Origin of the sequence: Quadrisphaera sp. RL12-1S, from assembly GCF_014270065.1 — a bacterium.
Classification (GTDB): Bacteria; Actinomycetota; Actinomycetes; order Actinomycetales; family Quadrisphaeraceae; genus Quadrisphaera.
Genome location: NZ_JACNME010000006.1, coordinates 209,496 through 234,132, shown reverse-complemented (window position 1 = coordinate 234,132; position 24,637 = coordinate 209,496). Strand labels below are relative to the sequence as shown.

The window sequence follows — 24,637 nt, the reverse complement described above, 5'->3', positions numbered from 1 at the left end:
ACCAGACGCCTTCCGCTCGACGACGGCGGCCCCGGTGACCGCGCCCTCGTCGCAGACGCTGCTCGACGTCGCCGTCGCCGTCCTCGTGGTGGCGGCGGTGCTCTTGGGGGCCCGGGCCGGGTGGCGCACGGGTGCCAGCCGCTCGGTGCTCTCCCTGGCCGGCCTGGTGGCCGGCGCCGTGGTGGGTCTCGCGCTGTCGGCGTGGCTGGTGGGCGGGCACCTGTCCGCGCTGGTGCACCTGCTGCTCGTGGCCGCGTGCGTGCTCGGCGGCGCCCTCGTGGGGTCCGCGCTCGGCGGCGCCGTCGGCGACCTGCTCGGACGGGGCCTGTCGCGGCTGCACCTGGGGCTGCTCGACCGGACCGCCGGGGCGGGCGTGCGCGCCGTCGTCGCCCTGGTGGTGTGCTCGGCCCTGGCGGGGCTGGTCCTGGCGTTCGCGCCGCCGTCCAGCGCGGTGGCCCGCAGCAGCGTGGTCTCCGACCTCGCGGACGTGGTGCCGCCCGCGCGCAGCGTGGTCGACGACGTGCGCACGGCGCTGCCCACGGGTGCTGGTGACGACCTGCTCGCCCTCGTGCCCGCACCGGCCGGTGCCGCGGCCGACGCCCCGAGCGGGTCGTCGCTGCGCTCCGTGGGCGAGCGGGCAGCCGCCAGCGTGGTGGAGGTCCAGGCCCCCACCTGCACCGCAGGACGCACCTCCCAAGGCACCGGCTTCTACGCCGCCTCCAGCTCCGGTCAGCGCTTCGTGGTCACCAACGCGCACGTCGTCGGCTCCGCCACGCGCGTCACGGTGCAGGGGCAGCAGGGCAGCCAGGCGGCCCGCGTCGTCGTCGACGACCCGACCGCCGACGTCGCGGTGCTCGCCGTGGACGGGAAGGCCGGACCGGCCCTCACCCTGGCCAGCGGGAACGCGGCCAACGGCACCCCGGCCGTGGTGCTCGGGCACCCCGAGGGCGGTCCGCTGACCGCCACCGGCGCCGTGGTGCTGCAGCGGCTCCCGGTCGCCGAGGGCACCGAGTCCGCCGGGCTCATGCCGGGGGTGCGCGAGGCGTTCCGCCTGGCCGCCGAGGTGCGGCACGGCAACAGCGGCAGCCCGCTGCTCGACACCTCCGGCACGGTCATCGGCGTGGTGAACGCCGTGGGCCTGACCGGCGACGGCACCGGGTACGCGCTCACGCTGCCCGCGGTGCGCGCCGACCTCGAGGCCGCCGCCAGCGGCGGCTCCACCACCACGACCACGGACGGAGGGACGAGCGGTGGCTGCTGACCACGGCCGACCGGACGGGCGGGACCCGCTGGACCAGCTGCGCGCGGACCGGGAGCGCCACCTGGCCGAGGAGCGGGCCGACTCGCTGCCGCCGCCGGACTGGCGCCACGACACCCTCGACCTCGACCTCGACGAGCTGCGCCGGCAGTCCGCGCCGGCCGGGCCGCCGCCCGTGGTGGACGGCAGCGTGCTGAGCTCTCGCACGCACGGCGGGGCCTGGCGCGCGGTCCGCCGCGGCGCCGGGCGGGCCCGGAGGGCGCGCGTGCCGGCGGGCCTGGTGGTCGGACTGGTGCTGCTGGCCGGTGCGGGTGGGGCGAGCGCGGTGCTGGGCGCAGGTGCCAGCGGGCCGCAGTCCTCGCCGCTGCAGACCAGCACCACCCAGACGTATCCGGGGACGACGGGGACGACGGGGACGACGGCGGGGAACGGGCAGCCGCAGGGCTCGGTGCGCGTGGAGACGGGCGGGGCCGGTGCCGGCTCCCCCGACGGCTCGGAGGCGGTGCCGGGGCCCGGTGCGGACGGCGGGCAGCAGCCGGCCGGACCACCAGCGCCGGGGCAGGACGCCGCAGGCGGACCGGCCGGACCGGGCTTCGGCCCGGGCTCTGGCCCGGGCGGCGCGGCGGGCGGCGGGCCGGGCGGAGGACCTGCGGGCGGTCCCGCCGCCCCCGGCCGCCCGTGACGGGTCCCGTGCGGTCTAGTCCCTGACGGTGCGTCGGGCCGCCTGTCGTCCACCGCGGTGCAGAACAGGGTCAGGATCCGGGCTCCCCCGACCCTGTTCTGCACCGCCGAGCTCCGCCGGCGGCGCGGGAGTCCCCGCGGCGCACTGGTCCGCCTCTGGTCTGATGGGACGAACCGACCCGACCGACGAGGGGCGCTCGACGATGGCTCTGCTCCGCTGCGACTTCTTCTCCGACGCCCTGCGCCTCTCGACGTCGATGCAGGTGGTGCTCCCGCAGCCGGCGCACTCCCAGATCGGGATGGCGGGCAGCGGTGGTGACGAGCCGCCGCCGGTGCTGTACCTCCTGCACGGCCTGTCCGACGACTGCACCACGTGGGTGCGCCGCACCTCGATCGAGAGGTACGCCTCCGAGCTGGGCCTGGCGGTGGTGATGCCGCAGGTCGCGCGCAGCTTCTACCTGGACGGCACGCACACCGGGGCGTACTGGGAGTTCCTCTCGGCCGAGCTGCCCGCCGTCGTCCAGAGGTTCTTCCGGGTCTCCGACGCCCGCGAGGACACCTTCGTGGCGGGCCTGTCGATGGGCGGGTACGGCGCGCTGCTGTCAGGGCTGCGCCAGCCGGAGCGCTTCGCGGCGGCCGCCAGCCTGTCGGGTGCGCTCGACGCCGCCGAGCTGCAGCGCACCGACGCGCACGACGTGTTCTCGCACGTGGCCGACGCGCCGCTGGACGGGACCCCGGCCGACCTGTTCGCCCTGCTGGACAGGGTGGTCCCCGCCACCGCGCCGCAGTTCTACGTGCGCTGCGGCACCGAGGACGGCCTCCTCGACTCCAACCGCCGCTTCGCCGCGGCCGCGCGGGAGCGGGGCTTCGACATCACCGACGGGTTCGACCCGGGCACCCACGAGTGGGGCTACTGGGACCGCACCGTCCAGGACGTCCTCGCCTGGCTGCCGCTGCGCACCCGCTGAGCGCCGAGGGGTCACCAGCGCAGGGCGAGGTAGGACTCCGAGTCCTGTGCAAGCGCCTCGAGGGTGGACCCCTCCCGCGGGGCGGCGAGACCGAGCGCGTGGACGTCCACCAGGCACCGGGCGTTGTACGCCAGCGTCCAGACCACCGTCGCCGCTGCGGTGACCTGCTCGTCAGCGGTGAAGGGGCGTTCGCGGGCGGCGTCGAGCTCGGCGAGGAACGCGGCGGCCTCCTCGGGGGTCGGCGCCTGCGCGCCGCTGGTGCTGCTGTCCGTGAAGGACGCGGCGGCCATGCCGGCGATGACGGCCTCCGACTCCGCCACCACGCTGTCCCAGTCCCACGCGCTCACCACGCGGACCTCGGCGGTGCCGGGCGGGCCGTCGTCGTCGTGAGCGGCGGGGGAGACGCGGACGTTGCCGCAGTACCAGTCGCTGTGGCCGACCACCCGCTCGGCCTGTGGGGCCCCCGCCCGGTTGATCACGGCCGAGGCGCGCGCGGCGACCCGGTCCAGCCAGGCGTGCTCGGGCGGGGTGGTGGAGAAGTCGAAGACGGGGTCGTGCGGGGTCGGCCACGGCCCGCGCTGGTGCACCGCCCAGGCCGGTGGGTGCCGCAGCGCGTCGCGCTGGTGCGCCGGCAGCGACCGCAGCAGCTCGACCTGCTCGGCGAGGCTGCGGGCCAGCGCCCGCCGCACGGGCGCGCGGTGGGCGTTGCCGGGCACGCCCTCGTCGAGCGGGGTCTCGACCGTCGCGGTGAGGCCGGCGGTGGCCGCCGGCCCGTCCAGAGGCGCCGGGCACGGGTACCCGGCGCTGGCGAGCAGCCGCTGGGCCGCCACCGCGGCGGCCAGGGTGGCGGTGCGCCCCGCGTCGAGCCGGCCCCGCTGGACCTTGACGACGACGTGCTGGCCGTCCGCCAGCCGCAGCCCGAAGACCGCGTTGACGCGGCCGGAGCGCCAGAGCACCGCGTCGAGGTCCGTGCCCAGGCGGGCGCGCACGTGCCTGCCCAGCCAGCCGTCGACGACGGCGGGGGGCACGGCGCCGAACGTCGCGCGCTGGATGCCGTCGACGGTCTCCTCGGCCACCGCACCACCCTGCCCCCTCGGTGATCGCCTCCGCGAGTGCGGAGAGCAGGGTCAGGAACGGGCCGCGCGTGACCCTGGTCTCCGCCGTCGCGGGGTGCGCCAGCAGATCAGCTGGCGTCGGCCCGGGGGGAGGACCGCTCGGCGGACTGCACGTCGAAGGCGAACGCCGCCTGGGGGTCGTGCGCCACGAGCAGCGCGGTGCGGGCGTGCTCGGCGACCTCCGGGCGCGGTGAGCCCGTCGCGCGGCGCAGCACCGCGGTGGCGGCAGGGCCCAGCTGCACCAGGGAGCGGCTCAGGGCGCGTCGCACGTCCCGGTCCCCGCGCCCGAGCTGCCGGCCCAGCAGCTCGGCGAGCTCGGCCCGCTCGGCCTCCGCCTCGGGGTCGGCCGGGTCGGCCGGGTCGGCCGGGGCGTCGTCGGGCGCGTCGTGTGGCAGCGGGGTGAGCTTGACGGCGGTCCGCCAGGCGGTGCGGGCGACGGTGTCGTCCGGGTCGGCGAGCAGCTCCGGGGTGACCCACGGCCGCACCGTCCGGTCGCCGACCTTGGACAGCGTGTGCAGCGCCTGGGCCCGTGCCTGCGGCTCGGCCCGGTCCAGCTCCGGCCGCAGCCGGGTGAGCACGAGGTCCGCCGGCAGGCGCGTCAGCGCCCACGTCAGGGCGTCGCGGACGAACGGGTCGGGCTCCACGGCGCACCGCTGCACGAGGGCCTCGAGGTGCTGCGGGTCCGGCCAGGTGCCGAGGGCCATCGCCGCCCGCAGCCTCACCTGCACCTGCTGCGCCGCGAGCGCGGCCACCGCCCCGCTGCTGCCGCCGTCCGCGCGGCCGTCCGCCGTCGTCATGCCCACCACCTCACGGGACGAGTCAAACCCCTCCCGCGGGGGTGCGCCCGGCAGGAGCCTCAGCCCCGGCCGGGCACCGCCGTGGGCAGGTCGTCCGACCACGGCTGCGCCCGCACCTCGCCGCGGTCGGAGCGTGACGGCGCCCAGAAGTCGCCGCCCGCTGCCGGCGCGCTGGGGACCGCGGTGGCGGAGGACGACGACGAGGGCGCCGGTGCCGGAGCCGGTGCGGCCGGCTCGGCGCCGGGCAGCAGCGGCACCGCGACACCGGCGGCCACCAGCGCTGCGCCCGCGGCTGCTGCGGCGACCAGGCCGGCCGGTCGTCGTCCTGGGCCACGACCGGGGCGCACGGCGATCACGGGGACGACGGTAGGGCCGGCGCGCGCCGTCCGCGCTCAGGGCGCGCCGTCAGCCCTGCTGCGGCCGGACCCAGCCGGACGTGGCGCCCAGCACGCGGGAGCCGTCGAGGTCGGCGAGGGACAGGCCGGCGAACCGGACGGCGGTCTCGGAGGTCTGCCAGCGGAACCTGGGCGCGTCCGTGGTGGCGGCCTCGACCACGGTGCGCGCCGCGTCCTCCGGGGCCTGCGCCGCGGCGAAGGACGCCTGCGTGCGGGCCAGGTAGGCCTGCAGCTGCTCGGTGTAGGGGCCGGCGTCGCTGTGGTCGACCGAGTCCACGAAGTGGGACGCGACCGCGGCCGGCTCGACGACGCTCACCTGCACGCCGAACGGTGCGACCACCGGCGCGAGGGACTGCATGAGCCCCTCGACGGCGAACTTCGCCGCGCAGTACGCGTCGGCGAACGGCTGGCCGACCGCCCCGCCGACGCTGGTGACCGTGACGACGCGGCCCCGCCCGCGCTCGCGCATGCCCGGCAGCACGAGGCGGGTCAGACGGGCGACGGAGAGGTAGTTGGTCTCCAGCTGGGCCTGCAGGTCGGCGTCGCTGAGCTGCTCCAGGGTGCCGACGGCGCCGCGGCCGGCGTTGTTCACCAGCACGTCCACCGGGCCGGCGGCCTCCACGAACGCCGCGGCGCCGGCCGCGTCGGTGACGTCGAGGGCCCTGACGTCCAGGGTCACCCCGGCGTCGTCCGCGGCGGCGCGCAGCGCGTCCGCGCGGGAGGTGTCGCGCACGGTGGCGATGACGCGGTGGCCGGTGGCGGTGAGCTGCACCGCCGTGTGGAGCCCGATGCCGCTGGAGGTGCCGGTGACGATCGCGGTGGTCATGCCGGCATCCTCCCGCTGCCCGGCCGTCGACGGCACGGGCTCAGGTCCGGTGGGCAGGCTGGGTGCCGGTTCCCGTCGAGGAAGCGGACGCCAGGCTGCCCACCGGTGCTGAGGCTCCCCACCGAGGTGGCGCGCAGGTGCTTGATCGTGCGGGGGAGGGGGAGCGGGGTCAGAGGCGGGGGTCCACGGGCTCGGACTCCAGCGCCAGCACCGCGAACACCGCCTCGTGGACGCGCCACAGCGGCTCGCCGTCGGCCAGGCGCGCCAGCGACTCCACGCCGAGCGCGTGCTCGCGCAGCGCCAGGCTGCGCTTGCGTCCGAGCTGGCGCTGCTTGAGCCGCTCCAGGTCACGGAGGTACCCCGGGCCGTAGATGATCCGCAGGTACTCCGCGCCGCGCACCTTCATCCCCGGCTGCACCACGCCCTTCGGCCCGCGCAGCGCCGCGCCCGCGAACGGCTTGACCACCATCCCCTCACCGCCAGCGCCGGTGAGGTCGGTCCACCAGGCGGTGCCGGCCTCGCAGGACGCCGCGTCCGCGGCGTCGACGCGGTGGCGCCGGGTGGTGCGGAACAGCTCCGGATCCGCCTCGACCAGCCGGTCGGCCACCGCCAGGTGCCAGCCGTGGTCGCGGTCGCCGAAGGTCTGGGCGTGTGCGGGAAGTCCATGATCACGGTCCGGGGAGGGGGAGGAAGAAGCGGCGAGCAGCTGGAAGGGGGCCAGCTGCACCCCGTCGAGCCGCCCCTCGGCCACCCCGGTCGGCCACACGTACCGGCGGTAGGCCTCGGTGAACGCCGCCGCGTCCACCTCGCGCTGGCGGGTCCGCTCCAGCAGCGCCCCCACGTCGAGCCCCCGTGCCGCCGACTGCTCCAGGACGACGACGGCGGCGGGCAGCGCAGCCCTCGCTGCCGCGCCGACCGCGGCGTACTGGGTGCGCAGCAGCTCCTCGGCCTTCGCCGACCACGGCAGCAGCTCGGCGTCGAGCAGCAGCCACTGGTCAGCGCCGCCGCTCCCGTCCCCGCCGGCGGGACCGCAGAGCTCGTCCCACAGACCCGCCCGCTCGGCCGCAGCCCGCACGCCGTCGAGCAGCGCCACCGTCAGCTCCTCGCCGAAGAACGACCGCCCGGTGCGCGTGTGGACCACCCCGCCGGCCTGCGACCACGGCGCGAGCCCGTCGCGCGAGCGCGCCACGAGCACCACCGCCCGCGACCCCATGTGCTTCTCCTCGCACAGCAGGTCGGTGACGCCCGCCTTCCGGTACGCCTCGAACGCCGCCTGCGGGTGCTCCAGCAGGTCGGGCGCCTCCGCCCAGCCGCCGGCGGGCGCCATGGTCGCGGGCAGGTACCAGAGCAGGTGCGGGTCCACCGCGAACCGGCTCATCACCTCCAGCGCCCCCGCCGCCTGCTCCGCCGCGACGGCCACCCGCCCCGCCAGCCGCGTCTCCACGCCGCGGCCCGCGCCGTCGGCGGAGACGACGTCGGTGAGCGAGAGGTCGTCGTCGTCCCGCACCGGGACCTCGGCCACCAGGGGGCGCACCGGCTCGTAGTGCACCGCCTCCGCCGGCACCTGCACGGTCTCGCGCTCCGGCCACCGCAGCGCTGACAGCGTCCCGCCGAACACCACGCCCGTGTCCAGGCACAGCGTGCCGTTGACCCACTCCAGCTCCGGCGTCGGCACGTGCCCGTAGAGCACGGTCGCCCGGCCGCGGTAGTCGCGCGCCCAGTCCAGCCGCACCGGCAGCCCGAACTCGTCGGACTCACCCGTGGTGTCGCCGTACAGCGCGAAGCTGCGCACCCGCCCCGACGCGCGGTTGTGGTAGCTCTCCTTCAGCCCCGCGTGCGCCACGACGAGCTTGCCGTCGTCCAGCACGAGGTGGCTGACGAGCCCGTCGGCGAAGCCGCGGACGCGCTCGCGGAACGCGCGTCGCTCGTCGTCGTCCTCGATGGCGGCGATCTGGGCGAGCGTGGTCTCCAGGCCGTGGCTGACGGTCACGTCGCGCCCGTCGAGCGCGCGGACGAGCTTGGCCTCGTGGTTGCCGGGGACGGCGAGCGCGTGCCCCGCCTCGACCATGCCCATGACGAGGCGCAGCACGCCGGGGGTGTCCGGACCGCGGTCGACGAGGTCGCCGAGGAACACCGCGCGCCGGCCCTGCGGGTGCGCGGCGTCGACGGGACGGCCGAGCTCGTCGCGGACCAGCTCGTAGCCGAGCGTGCCGAGCAGGGTCTCCAGCTCCGAGCGGCAGCCGTGCACGTCACCGATGACGTCGAACGGCCCGTGCTCGTTCCGCCTGTCGGAGCGCAGCGGCGTGCGCACGACCCGCGCGGCCGCCACCTCCTCCACCGAGCTCAGCACGTGCACCGTGCGGAACCCCTCGCGGCGCAGGGACCGCAGCGACCGGCGCAGCGCGTCGCGCTGGCGCGTGACGACGTGCCCGCCGAAGTCGCGGTCGGCGCGGGCGGCGTTGCGGTCGAGGCAGACCCGCTCCGGCAGGTCGAGCACGATGGCCACGGGCAGCACGTCGTGATCGCGGGCCAGCGCCACGAGCTGGCGGCGCGCGTCGGGCTGGACGTTGGTCGCGTCCACCACGGTGAGGTTGCCGCGGCGCAGGCGCACCCCCGCGATGTGGTGGAGCACGTCGAAGGCGTCGGACGTGGCGGCCTGGTCGTTGACGTCGTCGGCGACGAGCCCGCGGCAGTGGTCGGAGGAGACCACCTCGAACGGCCCGAAGTGCTGCGCCGCGAACGTCGACTTGCCCGACCCGCTGGCACCGACGAGCACCACGAGGCTGAGGTCCGGGACCTCGAGGACCGTCTCGCTCATGCTGCTCCCTCGCTGGTCTCACGCCGGGTGAAGACCGCCATCTGCGTGGGCGGGCCCACCTCGTCGTCGTCCTGCCCCACCGGCCTCACGACGACGACGTAGCCGCGGCGCTCTGCCACCTCCGACGCCCAGGCCTCGAACTCGGCGCGGGTCCACTCGAAGCGGTGGTCCGGGTGCCGGAAGGCCCCTGCCGCGAGGGTCGGGTAGCGCACGTTGTGCTCGGCGTTGGGGGTGGTGACGACGACGGTGCGCGGCCGGGCGTGCACGAAGACGCTGCGCTCCAGCGCGGGCAGCCGCGGTGGGTCGAGGTGCTCGACAACCTCCACGAGCGTGATGGCGTCGACGCCTGCGAGGCGCTCGTCGCGGTAGGTGGCGGAGGTCTGCAGCAGCTGCAGGCGAGCAGCCACGGTGTCGGGCAGCCGGTCGGTCCCGATGCGGCGGGAGGCCTTCTCCAGCTCGCGCGCGGAGACGTCGGCGCCCACCACGCGGGTGAAGCGCGGGTCGCGCAGCAGCTCGCGCACGAGGCCGCCCTCGCCGCAGCCCAGGTCGACGACGCTCGCCGCCCCCACCTCGCGCAGCACCCCGAGCACGGCCTCGCGGCGCAGCACCGCCAGTGGTGTGGGGCGCTCCTCGTCCGCCGTCGCCGGCGGGGTGGGGGCGTCGTCGACGAGGGCGGGGGAGGGGAGGCCCTCGACGTCGTCGAGGCGGGCGACGGCGTCGCGCACCAGGGAGCGCTGGTGGCGCAGGTAGCGGCTCATGACCAGCTCGCGGTCGGGGTGGGCGGGCAGCCACTCGCCGCCGGCGCGGACCAGCTTGTCCACCTCGTCGGCGCTGACCCAGTAGTGCTTGGCGTCGTCGAGGACGGGCAGCAGCACGTACAGCTGGGCCAGAGCCTCGGCCAGGCGGAGGGTGCCGCGCAGGTGGACGTCGACGACGCGGGACTCGCCCCACTCCGGGACCTGCGGGTCGAGCGGCTCGGCGCGCGCCTCCACGTCCCAGCCCAGCGGTGCGAACAGCCGCCGCACGAGGTCTGCGCCCCCGCGGCTCGCGAGCGACGGGACGTGCACCTCCAGCGGCAGCGCTGCACCGGGCAGGTCCGGGCGGGCGTCGCAGCGCCCGGCCAGCGCCGTCCTGAACACCTTGCCCAGGGCCACGGCCAGCAGCGACGACGCGACGTAGGGCCGGTCGTTGACGTGGTCGGCCAGCGCGAAGCCCTCCGGGGTCTCGCGGCGACCGCGGCTGCGCTGCAGGGCGGCGGAGTCGACGTCGAGCAGGAGCGCCGCGGTGGCCCGGGCCTCGTCGGCCTCCGGCCACAGCACGTGCGCGGTGCCGCCGAACACCTCGCTGGACTGCGCCCGGTCGGGGTGCTTGTGCAGCAGGAAGCCGAGGTCGCGCGCCACCGGCATCGGCGGCGACGCCGTCACGGTGATCGTCAGGAGCACCCGCCCATCCTCTCCCCTCCCCGTGATCATGGACTTCCGAAGCACCCTCCGTCCGTGATCATGGGCTTCCCGAGCAGTGGCTGCTCGGGAAGCCCATGATCACGAGGGGCTAGTCGCCCTTGACGTTGACGACCTGGCGCAGCTCGTGACGGACCTCCACGAGGTCCGCCGCGTCCGCCATGACCACGTCGATCGGCTTGTAGGCGCCCGGGTGCTCGTCGAGGAACGCCGGTGACGCGGAGTCCCACTCGACCCCGGCCATCCGCTCGACGAGGTCCTCCTGGGTGAAGGTCCGCCGGGCCTTCGCCCGCGACAGCGCCCGGCCGGCGCCGTGCGGCGCGCTGCTCAGCGCCACCCGGTTCCCCTTGCCGACCACGACGTAGGACCTGTCGCCCATCGAGCCCGGGATGAGCCCCAGCTCGCCCTCCTTCGCGGAGATCGCTCCCTTGCGCGACAGCCACACCGTCCGGCCGAAGTGCTTCTCCTGCTCGGTGTAGTTGTGGTGGCAGGAGACCTCCTCGAGCCGCTCCAGGTCCCGCCCGGCGAACTCCGACAGGCAGGTCATCACCCGGTCGACCATCTCTGCCCGGTTGAGCCGCGCGAACTCCTGGGCCCACCGCAGCTCGCGCACGTAGGCCCAGAACTCCTCGGTGCCCTCCACGAGGTAGGCGAGGTCCGGGTGGGGCAGGCTGATCCACCACGTCGCGCAGAGGTCGGCAGCGACGGCGATGTGCCGCTGCGCGATCTTGTTGCCGACGCCGCGCGAGCCCGAGTGCAGGAACACCCAGACGCGCTCGGCCTCGTCGAGGGAGACCTCGATGAAGTGGTTGCCGGACCCCAGCGAGCCCAGCTGCAGCCGCCAGTTGCCGGCCGTGGCGCTCGGGTCGAAGCGCGCCTGCTCGGCGAGCGCCTCCAGCGCGGTGGCGCGGGCGGCCGCCGTCGTCGTCAGCCGGTCATTGTAGCGACCCGCCGACAGGGGGACGGCAGCTGCGATCGCCTCGCGCAGCGGGGCGAGCGGTCCGCGGGCGCGCAGGTCGTCAGCCACCAGCGGCGTGAGCACCGCGTCCATGCCGCACCCGACATCAACTCCCACGGCGGCGGGGATGAGGGAGCGCTCGGTCGGAATGACGGAGCCGACGGTGGCTCCCTTGCCGAGGTGCGCGTCGGGCATGAGGGCCACGTGCGGGAACACGAAGGGCATGCGGGACGTCGCGAGGGCCTGCGCCCTGGTCTCCTCCTCGAGGATCGAGGCCCAGGACAGCAGCCTGTCGTTGATCTTCTCCACCCCTCCATCGTGCGGGGCGGCGCAACGGCTTTTGGGTCACCGACGGCGGGCGGGGCCCGCGCCGTCGTCGTCCTCCTCGTCCTGCCCGCACCCTCCGCGGCGAGCGCGGGGAGAGGGACGGGGAGAGGGGGGAGGGGCGTCAGGCGGAGGCGCGGGCGATGCTGCGCGCCAGGCGCGCCTCGAGGGAGGCGAGGTCGCCCTCGGGCAGGCGGCGGGCCACGGCCACCAGGGCCCGCGGGAGGTCGCCGGCGTGCTCGCCGCGGCACACCTGCGCCAGGCTCGCGCCGTGGTCGGGGTGCACCGCCACGGGCGTCCCGGCGGCCACGATCTCGTGGGCCCAGCGGTCGACGTGCGCGGCGAGGGTGGCGGCCATGCCCAGGCATCGGCACGACCCCCGTGGATCTTGAGCCGGGTCGCCGGGGCCGCGGACCGCCGGGCTCCTGAACGCCGTCTGTGCGGTGCGCTGCGCCCGGTGCGCCCACCGTGCTGGACCGCCCGCCGGGCCGCACCGTGGAGAGGCCTGACCCGCTGGGGTGTTCCCAGCGCGGCGGCCTCGCCAGCCCCCCGCGGGCCACCTACTGTGGTCGTCAAGACTTCCACTACTACTCGTGTCGTCGTAGTCATCGCCCACCGGGCGACGCCGAGAGGGGCCCCCGTGAGCTCGAGCTCCACGCGCACCAGCACCACCCGCGCCTCCGGGCGCACCGCCGCGCCCACCGGCGCCCTGCGCCTGCTGCAGGCCACCACCGCCCTGTCGGTGCTGGTGCTGCTCGCGCAGTACCTCACCGCGGGGCAGCTGCTCACCGGCAGCGAGGGCGTCGAGGAGCTCCACGCCGGGGGCGCCGTCGCCCTGCACGTGGTGCAGGGCCTCGTGGTGGTCGCGGCCTTCCTGCTCCAGCGCGCGACCCGCGGCCCCGCCTGGCCCACCGGGCTCGCTGTGCTGTCGTTCCTCATCGGCTTCGCGCAGGCGTGGACCGGCGACCACACCAGCCTCGCCATCCACGTCCCCGGGGCGGTCATCACCACCGTCGTCACCGTCTGGCTGGCCGCCTGGGCGTTCACCGGCGCCCGTCGCGCCGCCTGAGGCAGCCCGAGGCCGCCTGACGCCACCCGCGCCGCCGCGCCCGCGTGACGCCCGTCTCCGCGGGCGCGGCGGCGGTGCGGTGGGTGACAGCCGCGCGTGGTAGGACTCGAGGTGATCCGCTGACCGCACCGCCGCGCCCGGACGCGCCGCGCCCCACCCCAGGAGCAGCCCCCATGTCCAAGACCCGAGGCGTGGACGCCCAGATCGCCCGCTCCTGGCTCCTCGTCAACGCCGGCCGCCCCGACGACTTCGAGCCCGCGGCCCGCTCCCGCGCCGACCAGGTCATCCTCGACGTCGAGGACGCGGTCGACCCGGCCAACAAGGCCCAGGCGCGCCAGGGCGTCATCGAGTGGCTCGGGTCCAGCGGTCACAGCGCCTGGGTGCGCATCAACGACCGCACCACCGCGTTCTGGGAGGACGACGTCCGCGAGCTCGCCCACGCCGCCGCCGAGGGCGGGGGCCTGGCCGGCGTCATGCTCGCCAAGACCGAGGCCCCCGAGCACGTCACGGAGACGTTCGACCGGCTCGGCGGGTCCCTGCCGGTCATCGCCCTGGTCGAGTCGGCCCTCGGCATCGAGGAGTCGGTGCGCATCGCCCGCGCCCGCGGGGCGTTCCGCCTGGCCTTCGGCAGCGGTGACTACCGCCGCGACACCGGCACCGCCGCCGACGACCTCGCGATGGCCTACCCGCGCTCCCGCCTCGTGGTGGCCAGCCGCATCGGCGGTCTGCCCGGGCCCATCGACGGCCCGACGGTGGGCTCGAGCCACGCCGTGCTGCGCGAGCAGTCGGCGCTCACGGTGGCCCTCGGGCTGACGGGCAAGCTCTGCCTGCAGACGGAGCAGGTGCCCGTGATCAACGAGGTCATCAGCCCCACGCAGTCCGACATCGCGTGGGCGCAGGACTTCCTCGCCGACTTCGAGGCCCGCGGCCGCGTGGTCCGCGACGGCTCCGACCTCCCGCGCCTGGGCCGCGCCCGCAAGATCATGGGCCTCGGCGCGGCGCTGGGCCTGGTCTCCGCCGGCTGAGCGCCCGCTGTCGGTGGCGCGTGCCACCGTGGGGACCGTGGACGACGACGGCGACCTGCCTGGCGGGCGCGGTGAGCTGCGCCTGGTGACCGTGCTGCTGACCCTCGCGGTGCCGTCGGCGGCTGACGCGGAGGACGCTGCCGCGCTCGCCGCCGACGCGGCGGCGTCCACGGCGCTGCACGTGGTGCACGCCGCCGGCGTGGAGGGGCACCTGCCCGCGCCCGGCGCCACCGTGGTGCGCGCCGGGAGGCAGCAGCCGTGGACCGTGCAGGCCGTGGGGGCGCGCTCGGTGCGTCTGCGCGACCTCGCCGGCGACGTGGTGGAGGTGCCGCGCTCCAGCGTGCTGCCCGACCCGCTCGACGCGGGCGGGCTCGCCGAGGGTGCCTGAGCCCACGGAGGCGCGGCCGCGCTGGGCGGTGTGGGCCTCGGAGGCGGTGGCGCCGCCCGTCCTCGCGGCGGTGGTGCCCGTCGCCGTCGGTGCGGCCGTCGGCGGGTGGCGGGGAGCGGGCGTCGCCGCGGCGGGTGCGGCGGTGGCGGTGGTGCCCGGGCTGCTGCTCGTGCTGGGCCTGGTGCGCCGCGGCCGGGTGGTCGACCACCACCTGTCCGACCGCGCGGACCGGCCCCGGGTGCTGGGCGCAGCGGGTGTCGGCGTGGTGGCCTCGGCGCTGCTGGTGAGCGCGCTGGGCGCGCCGGCGGGGGTGCGCGTGCTGTTCGCGGCGATGGCTGCCCTCCTCGCCGTCGTCGTCGTGGTCTCGACGCGCTGGAAGGTGTCGCTGCACGCGGCCGCGGCCGCCGCCTCCCTCGGTGCGCTGGTGGTGGCGCTCGGCCCGTGGGCCCTGCTCGGCGTGCCGGTCGTGGTGGTGCTCGCGGCCGCCCGCGTGCGGCTGGGGGCGCACACGCCTGCCCAGGTGGCCGTCGGTCTCGCGCTCGGGGCCCTCGCCGCGGCCGCGGCGGCGCTCGCCGGCTGAGGCGCGCGGGTCGCAGCCCGGCCGCTGCCGAGCGGGTGACCCTCTGGCGCACCTCCTTTCAGTACGATACTGTCTCGTACTGAAAGTTGCTGCTGAGAGGAGGGTCCGTGTCCGAGGACCCGCGGGTGGTGCGCTCCCGCGCCGCCGTCGTCACCGGAGCCGCCGAGCTCCTGCTGGAGGACGGGCCGAGCGCGGTCACGGTCGACGCCGTCGTCCAGCGCACCGGCGTGGCCCGCTCCACCATCTACCGCCACTTCCCCACCAGCACGGACGTGCTGCGCGCCGCCGTCGACGCGGTGCTGCCCGTCGGGGCGCCCGTCGAGGCGCTGGCCGCGCCGGGGGAGGTGCCCACCGCCGCCCAGGCGCGCGAGGCGCTGGCGCGCCGGGTGCGCTCCACCGCCGACCAGCTGGCCACCGGTGCCTGGGTGCGCGCCCTGCCGGCGCTGCTCGAGCTGGTGGCGCGCGACCCCGCCCTGGAGGAGCACCGTGCGCAGATCGTCGCCCGCCACCGCGAGCCGCTCGAGGAGCAGCTGCGAGCGGTGCGCGACGCCGGGCTGCTCCCGGCGGACGCCGACCTCGCCGTCGTCGCCGCCCGGCTGCTCGGACCCCTCTTCTACCGCCGCCTCGTCAGCGGCGAGCCCCTGACCCACGAGCTCTGCGACCACCTGGTCGACACCGTCCTCACCTCCGGAGGCCTCCGATGAGCCACCCGCACGCCCACCGCCTCGACCCCGAGCGACCCACCCTGCGCGCCGAGCTGCGCGACGCCGTCGCGCCACGCACGGTCGCGCTCGTCGTCGCCGTCCTCCTGCTGCAGCTGGGCTTCGTGCTCAGCTACGTCGGCGCGTTCCACCACCCGGTGCCGCGCGACGTCGCCGTCACGGTGGTCGGCCCCACCCAGCAGGTGGCCGACCAGGCCGCCACCGCGCTCAACGGCATCAGCGGCACGCCGCTGGAGGCCACCGCCACCACCGACGCCGCCGCGGCGCGCGCAGACCTCACCGACGACGCCACCAGCGCCGTCCTCGTCATCAGCCCCACCTCCACGCAGGACCAGCTGCTCGTCACCACCGCCGGCGGCGCCGCCACGGCCACCGCCGTGCAGACCGTCCTCACGCAGGCCGAGGCGACCCAGGGCCGCACGCTGGCGGTGCAGGACGTGCTCCCGGCGGCCAGCGGAGACTCGCGCGGCCTGTCCGGCTTCTACCTCGTGACCGGCTGGGTGGTGGGCGGGTACCTGCTCGCGGCGCTGCTCGGCGTGGCGCGCGGCTCGCGCCCGGCCACCCTGCGCCGCGCGCTGATCCGGCTGGGCGTGGTCCTGCCGTACGCGGTGGTCTCAGGGATCGGCGGTGCCCTGGTGGTCGGCCCGGTGCTCGGTGCGCTCCCCGACGACGCGGGCACGTTCTGGGGCTTCGCGGGCACGGGGGCGCTGGTGGTGGTCGCGGCCGCCGCCGTGACGATGGCGCTGCAGGTGCTCGCGGGCACCGTGGGCATCGGCCTGGCGGTGCTGCTCTTCGTGGTGCTGGGCAACCCCAGCGCGGGCGGGGCGTACCCGCCGGCGCTGCTGCCGCCGTTCTGGTCGTGGCTGTCGGGCGTGCTGCCCAACGGCGCCGCGGTGGACGCGGTGCGACGGATCGCCTACTTCGACGGCGCCGACGTGGCGCAGCGCCTGCTCGTGGTGGCCGCGTGGGCCGTGGTCGGGGCGGTGGTGGCCCTGGTGGCCGCCCGGTGGCACCAGCTCCGCGCCGACGGCCGCGCCCTGAGCCCCCGCGCTCCCCGCGGTGCGAGCGCAGCCGACCCGGCCGCCTGACCGGACCTCCTCGCCGTGATCACGGCCGGGGGACGGGGGCACCCCCTACCTGGGGAGGGGGTCGGGGCGCCCGCACGCCCGACAGGTCGGGACTTGCGGAGGGCGCGCCGGCGGCCCCGCGCGCCTAGCGTCGACGCTGTGATCGAAGCCCGGAACCTCGTCAAGCGCTACGGCGCCAAGACCGCCGTCAACGACCTCAGCTTCACCGTCACCCCCGGCCACGTCACCGGCTTCCTCGGCCCCAACGGCGCCGGCAAGTCCACCACCATGCGGATGGTGGTCGGCCTGGACCGCCCCACCAGCGGCAGCGTCACCGTGGGCGGCAAGCCCTACGTGGAGCACCGCACGCCGCTCGCCGAGGTCGGCACGCTGCTCGAGGCCAAGGCCGTGCACAAGGGCCGCAGCGCCCACGACCACCTGCTCGCCCTCGCGCAGAGCCAGGGCATCGGCCGCAAGCGGGTCGCCGAGGTCATCGACCTGGTGGGGCTGCACGACGTCGCCCGCAAGCGCGCCGGTGGCTTCTCCCTCGGCATGGGCCAGCGCCTCGGCATCGCCTCGGCGCTGCTGGGCGACCCGGCCACGATCATCCTCGACGAGCCCGTCAACGGCCTCGACCCCGACGGCGTGCTGTGGATCCGGACGCTGCTGCGCGGCCTGGCCGCCGAGGGCCGCACCGTCTTCGTCAGCTCCCACCTCATGAGCGAGATGGCGCTGACCGCCGAGCGCCTCGTCATCGTGGGCCGTGGCCGGCTGCTGGCCGACACCACCGTCGAGGACCTCATCGCCTCCGCCACCGACCGCCCCGTGGTGGTCCGCTCGCCGCAGGCCGGCGAGCTGGGCCGCCTGCTGGTCAGCACCGGCGCCAGCGTCACCGACGTCGAGGTGGGGGAGCTGTCCGTCACCGGCACCACCGCCGAGCGCATCGGCGAGGTCGCCGCCGAGCGCGGCATCGTCCTGCACGAGCTCCACACCGAGCGCGCCTCGCTGGAGCAGGTCTACATGGCCCTCACCCGCGACTCCCGCGAGTACACCACCGACGACGAGACCCAGCGTGACGACCAGCAGCAGGAGGTGGCGGCATGAGCACCGACAGCAGGACGACGACGAGCGCGCAGCGCAGCGTTCCCGCTCCGCGCGAGCACCAGCGCCACCTGGCGGACGGCAGCTCCACCCCCTCCGGCGCGACGCTGCCGCGCGCCGTGCTGGCCGAGTGGACCAAGCTGCGGTCGCTGCGCTCGACGTGGTGGACCCTGCTCATCGCCCTGGCGCTGGCCATCGGCTTCGCGGCGCTCATCGCCGCGGTCATCTCCAACCCCAGTGACCCCCAGCCGCGCGGTGGGCCCGGGGTCAACGGCCTGGCCGACCCCGTGGCCGCCGCGCTCGGCGGGACGGGCTTCTCCGCCCTCGTGCTCGGGGTGCTCGGCGCGCTGGTCGCCTCGGGGGAGTACGCCACAGGCTCGATCTCGTCCAGCCTCATGGCGCTGCCGCGCCGCTGGCCGCTGGTGGTGGCCAAGGCGTCGGTGCTGCTGGCGGTGCTCGTGCCGTTCACCCTGGTGCTCTCCGCGGGCGCCCTGTGGATCGCCCAGGTGGTCATCGGCGACAAGGCCACCATCGACTGGACCTCCAGCGACACGGTGTTCGCTGCGCTCGGCAACTGCGCCTACCTCGTGGCGGTGGCGCTGTTCGGGCTGGGCCTGGGGCTGCTGCTGCGGGCCACCGCGGGCGCCATCACGTTCCTCGTGGCGGTGGTCTTCGTGGCCCCGCCGCTGCTGCAGCTGGTGACCTGGGACTGGGTGCAGGCCATCGCCCACCGCCTCCCGAACGTGGCCGCGGCCTCGCTGCAGTCGACCACCGGCACCGGCGTGCTCTCCGACGTCGCCGCGTGGCTGACGCTGCTCGGCTGGGCCGTGGTGCCGGTGGTGCTGGGCGCCGTGGCGCTGCAGCGCCGGGACGCCTGAGGCCCCAGCTGTCCGGCGACCACCTGCACACCCGGCTGCGGGACGCCTTCGCCGCCCACCCCCGTCTGCGCGACGCGGGGTGGGCGGCGCTGGTGCTGCTGCCGCTGGTGCCCGACGCCTACCTCAGCGCCGGTCCCCACGCCGCGCCCGTGGCCCTGCTCGTGGCGCTGCCGCTGTGGTGGCACCGCCGGGCGCCGCTGGCGGCGCTGCTGGTCACGTGCGCCCTGGCGGCGCCGGCGTGGGCGCTGCTGGGGGGCCGCCCGGCGTTCCCCGCGGTGCTGGTGCTCGTGGGCCTGGTGTCCCTGGCCGTGGAGCGCCGCGGTGCGCAGCTCCGGGTGGGCGTGGCGGCCGCCGTCGTCGTCCTGCTGGTGCTGGCCGCCACGGACGCGCTGGCCCGGGGCCGCGGGGAGCCCCCGACATCGGTGTGGGCGGCTCCGGTGGTGGTGGGGCCGATGCTCGCGGCGGCGGTGCTGCTGGGCACCACGGTCCGGGCGCGCCGCGAGCAGGTGCGGCTGCTGCGGGAGCGCGCCGACCGGCTGCAGGCCGAGCGCGACCAGCGAGCCCAGATCGCCGTGGCCGCCGAGCGCGCGCGGATCGCCCACGAGCTGCACGACGTCGTCGCGCACGCCCTCACCGTGGTGGTGCGCCTCGGGGACGGGATGGCGGCCCGCGCCCGCCGCGACCCCGCCGCCCCGCCCGACGCCCGCGCCCTGGAGGCCATGACCGCCACCTCCCGCCAGGCCCTCGCCGAGATGCGCCGGCTCCTCGGGGTGCTGGAGCAGCCGGGCCGCGACGCCGGTGACGCCGCGGACCGGGCCGACCGGGCGCCCCTGCCCGCCGGGGAGGAGGACGACGACGGCCTCGACGCCGTGGTGGCGGCCGTGCGCGCCGCGGGCGTGCCGGTCCGGCTGACCCGCACCGGCCCGCAGGAGGGCTGGAGCCGCGCCACGCGCCTGGCCGTGCACCGCATCGTCACCGGTGCGCTCACCAACGTGCTCGACCACGCCGGTCTGGGCGTGCGCGCCGAGGTGCAGGTCAGCTGCGACGGCCAGGCCGTGGAGGTGCTGGTCGACGACGACGGCGTGGGCGTCGGCGTGCCCCCCGGCGCCCGGGAGCCGGCGGGCGCCCGCGCGACCGGCCGGGGCAGGGGGCTGCCCGGCATGCGCGAGCGGGCCGAGGCCTTCGGCGGCTCTTTCTCCGCCGGGGCGCGCACGGGCGGCGGCTGGCGCGTCAGGGCGGTGCTGCCCGTGCAGCCGCTGGGGCCGGTGCAGGGTGGTGCCCCGTGAGCGAGGGGGAGCGCGCGCTGCGCGTGCTGCTGGTGGACGACCAGGCGCTGGTCCGGCTCGGGTTCCGCATGCTGCTGGAGTCGACGGGTCCCGCGGACGGGTCCGCGCCGGCGCTGGAGGTGGTGGGGGAGGCCGGGGACGGCGCCACCGCCGTGCGGATGGTGGCCGCGCTGCAGCCGGACGTGGTGCTCATGGACGTGCGGATGCCCGGGGTCGACGGCATCGAGGCGACCCGGCGGATCGTGGCGTCCGGGTCGGCGGCGCGCGTGCTGGTGCTCACCACGTTCGACCTCGACGAGCTGGCCTTCGCCGCGCTGCGCGCCGGGGCCAGCGGCTTCCTGCTCAAGGACGCCCAGCCCGACGAGCTGGTCAGGGCGCTGCACGCCGTGGCCGCCGGGGACGCCGTCCTCACCCCGCGGCTGACCCGGCACCTGCTGCTCCTCGCCGAGGAGCGGCTGCCCGGAGCCGGGCCGGCGGGTGCCGAGGCGGCGGTGAGGCCGGAGCAGGCCCAGCTGGCGCAGCTCACGCCGCGCGAGCGCGACGTGCTGGTGCTCGTGGCGCGCGGGCTGTCCAACGCCGAGGTCGCCGAGCGGCTGGTGCTGTCGGAGCCGACGGTCAAGGGGCACGTGGGCCGGCTGCTGGCCAAGCTGGGGCTGCGGGACCGGGTGCAGGTGGTGGTGTGGGCCTACCGCGCCGGCGTCGTCACCCCCGACGACCCCACCCCCTCCCCGTGATCATGGGAGTTGTGCGCAGCAGGTGCGCACAACTCCCATGATCACGAGGGGTCGTGCGCACAACGCCCATGATCACGGAGGGAGCGGGGGTGGCGGTGCCCGCGCAGGGGTGCCGCGTAGCGTGCTCGACCGTGCCTGCGCTGCTCGTCGTCGCCGTCTCCTCCGAGGGTCGCGCGCCCGCCGTCGTCGGGGTCGACGAGCCCGTCGTGGCCGCCGACGACCTCGGCCTCACCCGCGGTGACGGCTGCTTCGAAGGCCTGCGCCTCGTCCGGGACGCCGACGGCGGGGTCGTCGTCCCCCACCTCGAGGCGCACCTCGCGCGGATGCAGCGCTCGGCCCGCTCCCTGGACCTTCCCGACGACCCCGCGCCGTGGGCGCGCCTGCTCGACCTCGCGGCGCAGGAGTGGGCGGCCAGCGCTCCGCGGGCCGGCGAAGCCGCGGTGAAGCTGTCGATGACGCGGGGGCGCCCGGTGTCCGCCGGCGACGAGCCGCAGCCGACGGTGCTGGTGACCGTGAGCGCGATGGACGCCGCCTCGCTGCGGGCCCGGAGCGCGGGGATCTCCGTGGCGTCGATGACGCGCGGCTACGCCGCCGACGCGTTCGCCGGTGCCCCGTGGCTGCTCGGCGGGGTCAAGACCCTCTCCTACGCGATCCACACCGCCGCCCAGCGGGAGGCGGCCCGGCGCGGCGCCGACGACGCCCTGTTCACCGCCGCCGACGGGTCCCTGCTCGAGGCACCGACCGCCTCGGTGCTGTGGGTGCCCGAGCCGGGCGTGCTGCGCACGGTGGCGCAGGGGGACAACGGCATCCTCAGCAGCACCACCCAGCACCTGCTCTTCGACCGCGCCCGGAGCGCGGGGTGGCGCGCTGAGGAGACCACCGGCACCCTCGCGGACCTGCGCGTGGCCCGGGTGGTGCTGCTCACGAGCGCCGTGCGCGGTCCCGTGCGCGTGGTGCGGCTCGACGGTGAGGCCGTCAGCCAGCACGACGACGCCGCCGCGCTCACGGCCGAGCTGCAGGAGCTCGCCGGCTTCTGACACCGGCCGACCACCCTCGAGGACGGGCGCGCAGGCGCACCGGGTTGGATGGGCAGATGCCGCACCTGCTGCACCTCGACTCCTCCATCGGCCCCGACTCCGGTCCGGGCGCGTCGCGCTCGCGCGAGATCACCGCGACCTTCGCCGCCGCCTGGCAGGAGGCGGGCCCGCAGAACACCGTGACGCACCGCGACCTCGTGGCCGAGCCGCTGCCGCACCTGCTCGACCCCGACCTGCACTGGGCACCCGGCCTGCGGCCCGAGGGCGCCAGCCCCGACCCCGAGGCCGAGGCCCTGCAGGCGCGGCTGCTGGACGAGCTCCTCGCGGCCGACGTGCTGCTCGTCGGCGCGCCCCTCTACAACTACTCGCTGCCCTCCACGCTCAAGGTGTGGCTGGACAACGTCCACGTGCCGGGCACCACCACGCCGTTCCCCGGGCACGAGGCGCAGCCGCTCGCCGGGCGCACCGCCGTCGTCGTCACCAGCCGCGGCGGCACGTACGACCCGGGCACACCCACCGCCGACTGGGACCACGCGGTGCCGCCGCTGCGCATCGTGCTGGGGGACGCCCTGGGCATGGACGTCCGCGTCATCACCACCAGCGCCACGCTGTCCGAGCAGGTCGAGGCGCTCGCCGACGGCGCGGAGCGCGCGAAGGCCGACCGCGCCGCCGCCCACGAGCAGGCCGCGGCCCTCGCGCGCGAGCTCGCCGGCGCGAACCTGTAGGATCCTCCTCAGCCGCGCTCGCGCGGCGAGATGGTGGGCGTAGCTCAGCTGGTAGAGCGCCGCGTTGTGGTCGCGGATGTCGCGGGTTCAAGTCCCGTCGCTCACCCCACCGAACAGGCCCGGGCCCCCGCCCGGGCCTGTTCTGCGTCCGCTCGGAGTCGCCTCTGCGTCCGCAGCCGGTCAGGTCGACGACGGGCTCCCTCCGCCGAGCGGGTGGTGCCCTCCAAGGTCAAGACCAGGACTGCCGATGACCCCCGTGAAGGAGACGCACCGCACGGACGCGGACTTCGAGGGGAGCAGGAAGTGCAGCAGCAGCCAGGGACGGACCTCGTGGTCGAGCACACGCCCGACTCGAGCGTGATGGACCTGCTCAAGCGCGGTGTCCCGCTCTCGCTCCTCGTGGACCTGTCGCTGCCCGACGGCCCGGACTCCGAGGAGATCCTCGCCGACGAGCGCTGGCAGGGCGAGGGCTCCTGGCTCGACCGCTCCTGAGGAGCGCGCGGCTCAGCCGCGGGTGACGCGCTCCGCGGCGGCCTTCGCCGTCGCCGAGTCCGGGCCCGGGTCGGGCACGAAGACGGCCGCCCGGTAGTACTTCAGCTCGGTGATCGACTCGCGGATGTCCGCGAGCGCCCGGTGGCCGCCGTTCTTGGCGGGGGCGGCGAAGTAGGCGCGGGGGTACCAGCGCCGCGCCAGCTCCTTGATCGAGCTGACGTCGATCATCCGGTAGTGCAGGTGCTCGTCGAGCTCGGGCATGTCGCGGGCCAGGAAGCCCCGGTCGGTGCCGATGGAGTTGCCGGCCAGCGGCGCCTTGCGGGCCTCCGGCACGAAGCGGCGGACGTACTCCAGGACGAGGCGGCGGGCCTCCTCCAGCGTCACGCCGTCGGCGAGCTCGTCCAGCAGGCCCGACGTGGTGTGCATGTCGCGCACCACGTCGCGCATCTGCGCCAGCGCCTCGTCCGAGGGCTTGATGACGACGTCGATCCCCTCGTCGAGGACCTCCAGCTCGGAGTCGGTGACGAGGACGGCGACCTCGACCAGGGCGTCGACGCCGAGGTCGAGACCTGTCATCTCGCAGTCGATCCAGACGATGCGCTCGGCCGAGGGGCTCACCACCGGCGTCACTGTAGTGACCGCTGCGGGCGGCGCCGACGCGCGGCGCGTCCCGGGGGAGCCGAGGACGACGAGCGCGGCCCGTCGCAGCGCTCCGGGAGCCGCTCCCGGCTAGCGTGGCCGGTCGTGGAGCCAGCCCCCGCCGTCGTCCTCCGCGGTGAGGGCGAGCCGCACCTGCACCTGCCCCCGCGCCGCGCGCGCCGCACCGGGATCGGCCGGGTGCTCGTGCGGATCGCGCTGGTGGTGGTCATCGCCGGGTGCGGTCTGCTCACGGTGCTGCTCGTGGCCACCGACACCGGCATCACCGGGTTCGGCGTGGGGACCCTGCTGGCGGTGCTGCCCGTGGTGCCGGTGGTGGCGGCGATCCTCTGGCTGGACCGCTACGAGCACGAGCCGCCCGGGCAGCTGGTGTTCGCCTTCGCGTGGGGCGCGTTCGTGGCGACCTTCGTCTCCCTGGTGCTCAACACCTCCTCGATGGAGCTCATCCGCTCCGCCGGGGGGAACCCGGACTCGGCCGCGGTGCTCGTGGCGCCGTTCGTGGAGGAGACCACCAAGGGCCTGGCGGTGCTGCTGCTGTGGCTGTTCCGGCGGCGGGAGTTCGACGGCGTGGTGGACGGCATCGTCTACGCCGCGCTGGCCGGCGTGGGCTTCGCCTTCGTGGAGAACGTGCTCTACCTGGGCCGCAGCTTCGCCGAGGACGGCGGCAGCGTCACCGCGGTGACCTTCGTGGTGCGGTGCCTGTTCAGCCCCTTCGCGCACCCGCTGTTCACCTCCGCCATCGGCGTGGGGATCGGCGTGGCGGCCTCACACCGCAACCCGGCGGTGCGGGTCCTCGCACCGCTGCTGGGCTGGTGCGTGGCCGTGGCGCTGCACGCGCTGTGGAACCTCACGGCCTCCCAGGGCCTGCAGGGGTTCGTCGGCACCTACGTGGCGCTGCAGGTGCCGATCTTCGCGGCCGCCGTGGCGGTGGCCGTGGTGGCGCGCAGCCGCGAGGGCCGCGTGCTGCGCCGCCACCTGGCGGGCTACGCGCAGGCCGGATGGATCACGCCCGCGGAGGCACGGATGCTCGCCTCCCTGTCCGAGCGCGCCCGGGCGCGCGACTGGGCCGGGCGGGCCCTCGGCCCGCAGGCCAGGGGCGCCATGCGCGACTTCCAGGAGCTGGCCAGCGACGTGGCGTTCCTGCGGGACCGCATGGAGCGGGGGACGGCGCCCGCCGGGTCCGAGCAGGCCGAGCTGGCGGGCCTTCAGTCGATGTGGCGGCTGCGCCGGTCGTTCGTGCCCGCCGGAGGGTGAGGACCCCGGACGAGCCGGGCGG

26 protein-coding genes and 1 tRNA gene are annotated in these 24,637 nt (G+C 76.4%); 18 read left to right on the top strand and 9 right to left on the bottom strand.

What is annotated here, in order from left to right; all coding sequences use genetic code 11:
- The first annotated feature begins 34 nt into the window (after positions 1–34).
- The 3 genes from H7K62_RS13650 (at position 35) to H7K62_RS13640 (ending at position 2,907) form a co-directional block, all read left to right on the top strand.
- Entirely contained in the window at positions 35–1,261 is a 1,227-nt protein-coding gene (locus tag H7K62_RS13650) for a CvpA family protein (protein WP_186719100.1), read from the top strand.
- The gene (locus H7K62_RS13645; protein ID WP_186719099.1) at positions 1,251–1,940 is read left to right on the top strand and encodes a hypothetical protein; all 690 of its coding nucleotides are present in this window, start codon (positions 1,251–1,253) and stop codon (positions 1,938–1,940) included. The genes H7K62_RS13650 and H7K62_RS13645 overlap by 11 nt, the downstream gene beginning before the upstream one ends.
- Before the next feature lie 202 nt (positions 1,941–2,142).
- Entirely contained in the window at positions 2,143–2,907 is a 765-nt protein-coding gene (locus H7K62_RS13640; protein WP_186719097.1) for an alpha/beta hydrolase, read from the top strand.
- Positions 2,908–2,918: 11 nt separating this feature from the next.
- Here the strand turns inward: H7K62_RS13640 and H7K62_RS13635 are convergent, their stop codons facing one another.
- The 8 genes from H7K62_RS13635 to H7K62_RS13600 all read right to left on the bottom strand — a co-directional run bounded on the left by H7K62_RS13635 (position 2,919) and on the right by H7K62_RS13600 (position 11,958).
- Positions 2,919–3,983, bottom strand: a complete 1,065-nt coding sequence (locus H7K62_RS13635; protein ID WP_186719095.1) for a phosphotransferase family protein — start codon at positions 3,981–3,983, stop codon at positions 2,919–2,921.
- Positions 3,984–4,090: 107 nt separating this feature from the next.
- Entirely contained in the window at positions 4,091–4,819 is a 729-nt protein-coding gene (locus H7K62_RS13630) for a HEAT repeat domain-containing protein (protein WP_186719093.1), read from the bottom strand.
- A gap of 59 nt (positions 4,820–4,878) precedes the next feature.
- The gene (locus H7K62_RS13625; protein WP_186719091.1) at positions 4,879–5,175 is read right to left on the bottom strand and encodes a hypothetical protein; all 297 of its coding nucleotides are present in this window, start codon (positions 5,173–5,175) and stop codon (positions 4,879–4,881) included.
- 49 nt (positions 5,176–5,224) lie between these two features.
- On the bottom strand, positions 5,225–6,040 hold the full coding sequence (locus H7K62_RS13620; RefSeq protein WP_186719088.1) for an SDR family NAD(P)-dependent oxidoreductase: 816 nt from the start codon (positions 6,038–6,040) through the stop codon (positions 5,225–5,227).
- A 169-nt stretch (positions 6,041–6,209) separates the two neighbouring features.
- A complete protein-coding gene (locus H7K62_RS13615) occupies positions 6,210–8,858 on the bottom strand; it encodes a polynucleotide kinase-phosphatase (protein WP_186719085.1) in 2,649 nt (882 codons plus the stop codon).
- The gene (locus tag H7K62_RS13610) at positions 8,855–10,300 is read right to left on the bottom strand and encodes a 3' terminal RNA ribose 2'-O-methyltransferase Hen1 (protein WP_186719079.1); all 1,446 of its coding nucleotides are present in this window, start codon (positions 10,298–10,300) and stop codon (positions 8,855–8,857) included. The genes H7K62_RS13615 and H7K62_RS13610 overlap by 4 nt, the downstream gene beginning before the upstream one ends.
- Positions 10,301–10,409: 109 nt before the next feature.
- Entirely contained in the window at positions 10,410–11,585 is a 1,176-nt protein-coding gene (locus H7K62_RS13605; protein WP_186719077.1) for an RtcB family protein, read from the bottom strand.
- Between the two features lie 139 nt (positions 11,586–11,724).
- A complete protein-coding gene (locus H7K62_RS13600) occupies positions 11,725–11,958 on the bottom strand; it encodes a hypothetical protein (protein WP_186719075.1) in 234 nt (77 codons plus the stop codon).
- A gap of 282 nt (positions 11,959–12,240) precedes the next feature.
- Between H7K62_RS13600 and H7K62_RS13595 the strand changes: the two genes are divergently transcribed.
- The 14 genes from H7K62_RS13595 (at position 12,241) to H7K62_RS13530 (ending at position 22,704) form a co-directional block, all read left to right on the top strand.
- Complete coding sequence (locus tag H7K62_RS13595) at positions 12,241–12,669, top strand: hypothetical protein (RefSeq protein WP_186719073.1); 429 nt, start codon at positions 12,241–12,243, stop codon at positions 12,667–12,669.
- A gap of 173 nt (positions 12,670–12,842) precedes the next feature.
- Positions 12,843–13,694: an HpcH/HpaI aldolase/citrate lyase family protein gene (locus tag H7K62_RS13590; protein WP_186719071.1), complete on the top strand. Its 852-nt coding sequence runs from the start codon at positions 12,843–12,845 to the stop codon at positions 13,692–13,694.
- A gap of 37 nt (positions 13,695–13,731) precedes the next feature.
- On the top strand, positions 13,732–14,082 hold the full coding sequence (locus tag H7K62_RS13585; protein WP_186719070.1) for a hypothetical protein: 351 nt from the start codon (positions 13,732–13,734) through the stop codon (positions 14,080–14,082).
- Positions 14,075–14,662, top strand: a complete 588-nt coding sequence (locus H7K62_RS13580) for a phosphoesterase PA-phosphatase (RefSeq protein WP_186719069.1) — start codon at positions 14,075–14,077, stop codon at positions 14,660–14,662. Before H7K62_RS13585 ends, H7K62_RS13580 begins: the two co-directional genes overlap by 8 nt.
- A gap of 107 nt (positions 14,663–14,769) precedes the next feature.
- Positions 14,770–15,366: a TetR/AcrR family transcriptional regulator gene (locus tag H7K62_RS13575; RefSeq protein ID WP_186719068.1), complete on the top strand. Its 597-nt coding sequence runs from the start codon at positions 14,770–14,772 to the stop codon at positions 15,364–15,366.
- Entirely contained in the window at positions 15,363–16,472 is a 1,110-nt protein-coding gene (locus H7K62_RS13570; protein WP_186719066.1) for an ABC-2 transporter permease, read from the top strand. Before H7K62_RS13575 ends, H7K62_RS13570 begins: the two co-directional genes overlap by 4 nt.
- A gap of 138 nt (positions 16,473–16,610) precedes the next feature.
- Entirely contained in the window at positions 16,611–17,555 is a 945-nt protein-coding gene (locus H7K62_RS13565) for an ATP-binding cassette domain-containing protein (protein WP_186719064.1), read from the top strand.
- Positions 17,552–18,430, top strand: coding sequence for an ABC transporter permease subunit (locus tag H7K62_RS13560; RefSeq protein ID WP_186719054.1), 879 nt, complete (start codon positions 17,552–17,554; stop codon positions 18,428–18,430). The genes H7K62_RS13565 and H7K62_RS13560 overlap by 4 nt, the downstream gene beginning before the upstream one ends.
- Positions 18,355–19,716 carry a sensor histidine kinase gene (locus H7K62_RS23985; protein ID WP_186719052.1) on the top strand — a complete coding sequence of 454 codons (1,362 nt, stop codon included), beginning with the start codon at positions 18,355–18,357 and terminating at the stop codon, positions 19,714–19,716. The genes H7K62_RS13560 and H7K62_RS23985 overlap by 76 nt, the downstream gene beginning before the upstream one ends.
- The gene (locus H7K62_RS13550; RefSeq protein ID WP_370591769.1) at positions 19,713–20,450 is read left to right on the top strand and encodes a response regulator; all 738 of its coding nucleotides are present in this window, start codon (positions 19,713–19,715) and stop codon (positions 20,448–20,450) included. The genes H7K62_RS23985 and H7K62_RS13550 overlap by 4 nt, the downstream gene beginning before the upstream one ends.
- Before the next feature lie 131 nt (positions 20,451–20,581).
- Positions 20,582–21,487 carry an aminotransferase class IV gene (locus tag H7K62_RS13545; RefSeq protein ID WP_186719050.1) on the top strand — a complete coding sequence of 302 codons (906 nt, stop codon included), beginning with the start codon at positions 20,582–20,584 and terminating at the stop codon, positions 21,485–21,487.
- Between the two features lie 56 nt (positions 21,488–21,543).
- On the top strand, positions 21,544–22,212 hold the full coding sequence (locus H7K62_RS13540; RefSeq protein ID WP_186719042.1) for an FMN-dependent NADH-azoreductase: 669 nt from the start codon (positions 21,544–21,546) through the stop codon (positions 22,210–22,212).
- A gap of 33 nt (positions 22,213–22,245) precedes the next feature.
- A tRNA-His gene (locus H7K62_RS13535) sits at positions 22,246–22,321 on the top strand.
- 194 nt (positions 22,322–22,515) lie between these two features.
- Complete coding sequence (locus H7K62_RS13530) at positions 22,516–22,704, top strand: hypothetical protein (RefSeq protein ID WP_186719035.1); 189 nt, start codon at positions 22,516–22,518, stop codon at positions 22,702–22,704.
- A 12-nt stretch (positions 22,705–22,716) separates the two neighbouring features.
- Here the strand turns inward: H7K62_RS13530 and orn are convergent, their stop codons facing one another.
- Positions 22,717–23,325, bottom strand: a complete 609-nt coding sequence (gene orn / locus H7K62_RS13525) for an oligoribonuclease (protein WP_370591767.1) — start codon at positions 23,323–23,325, stop codon at positions 22,717–22,719.
- Between the two features lie 123 nt (positions 23,326–23,448).
- Between orn and H7K62_RS13520 the strand changes: the two genes are divergently transcribed.
- Entirely contained in the window at positions 23,449–24,615 is a 1,167-nt protein-coding gene (locus H7K62_RS13520; RefSeq protein WP_186719033.1) for a PrsW family intramembrane metalloprotease, read from the top strand.
- The last annotated feature ends 22 nt before the right edge of the window (positions 24,616–24,637 follow it).

Coding starts and splice junctions, on each gene's coding strand:
- H7K62_RS13640 (WP_186719097.1), top strand. CDS start 2,143: ATGGCTCTGCTCCGCTGCGACTTCTTCTCCGACGCCCTGCGCCTCTCG.
- H7K62_RS13630 (WP_186719093.1), bottom strand. CDS start 4,819: ATGACGACGGCGGACGGCCGCGCGGACGGCGGCAGCAGCGGGGCGGTG.
- H7K62_RS13620 (WP_186719088.1), bottom strand. CDS start 6,040: ATGACCACCGCGATCGTCACCGGCACCTCCAGCGGCATCGGGCTCCAC.
- H7K62_RS13615 (WP_186719085.1), bottom strand. CDS start 8,858: ATGAGCGAGACGGTCCTCGAGGTCCCGGACCTCAGCCTCGTGGTGCTC.
- H7K62_RS13600 (WP_186719075.1), bottom strand. CDS start 11,958: ATGGCCGCCACCCTCGCCGCGCACGTCGACCGCTGGGCCCACGAGATC.
- H7K62_RS13590 (WP_186719071.1), top strand. CDS start 12,843: ATGTCCAAGACCCGAGGCGTGGACGCCCAGATCGCCCGCTCCTGGCTC.
- H7K62_RS13570 (WP_186719066.1), top strand. CDS start 15,363: ATGAGCCACCCGCACGCCCACCGCCTCGACCCCGAGCGACCCACCCTG.
- H7K62_RS13560 (WP_186719054.1), top strand. CDS start 17,552: ATGAGCACCGACAGCAGGACGACGACGAGCGCGCAGCGCAGCGTTCCC.
- H7K62_RS13540 (WP_186719042.1), top strand. CDS start 21,544: ATGCCGCACCTGCTGCACCTCGACTCCTCCATCGGCCCCGACTCCGGT.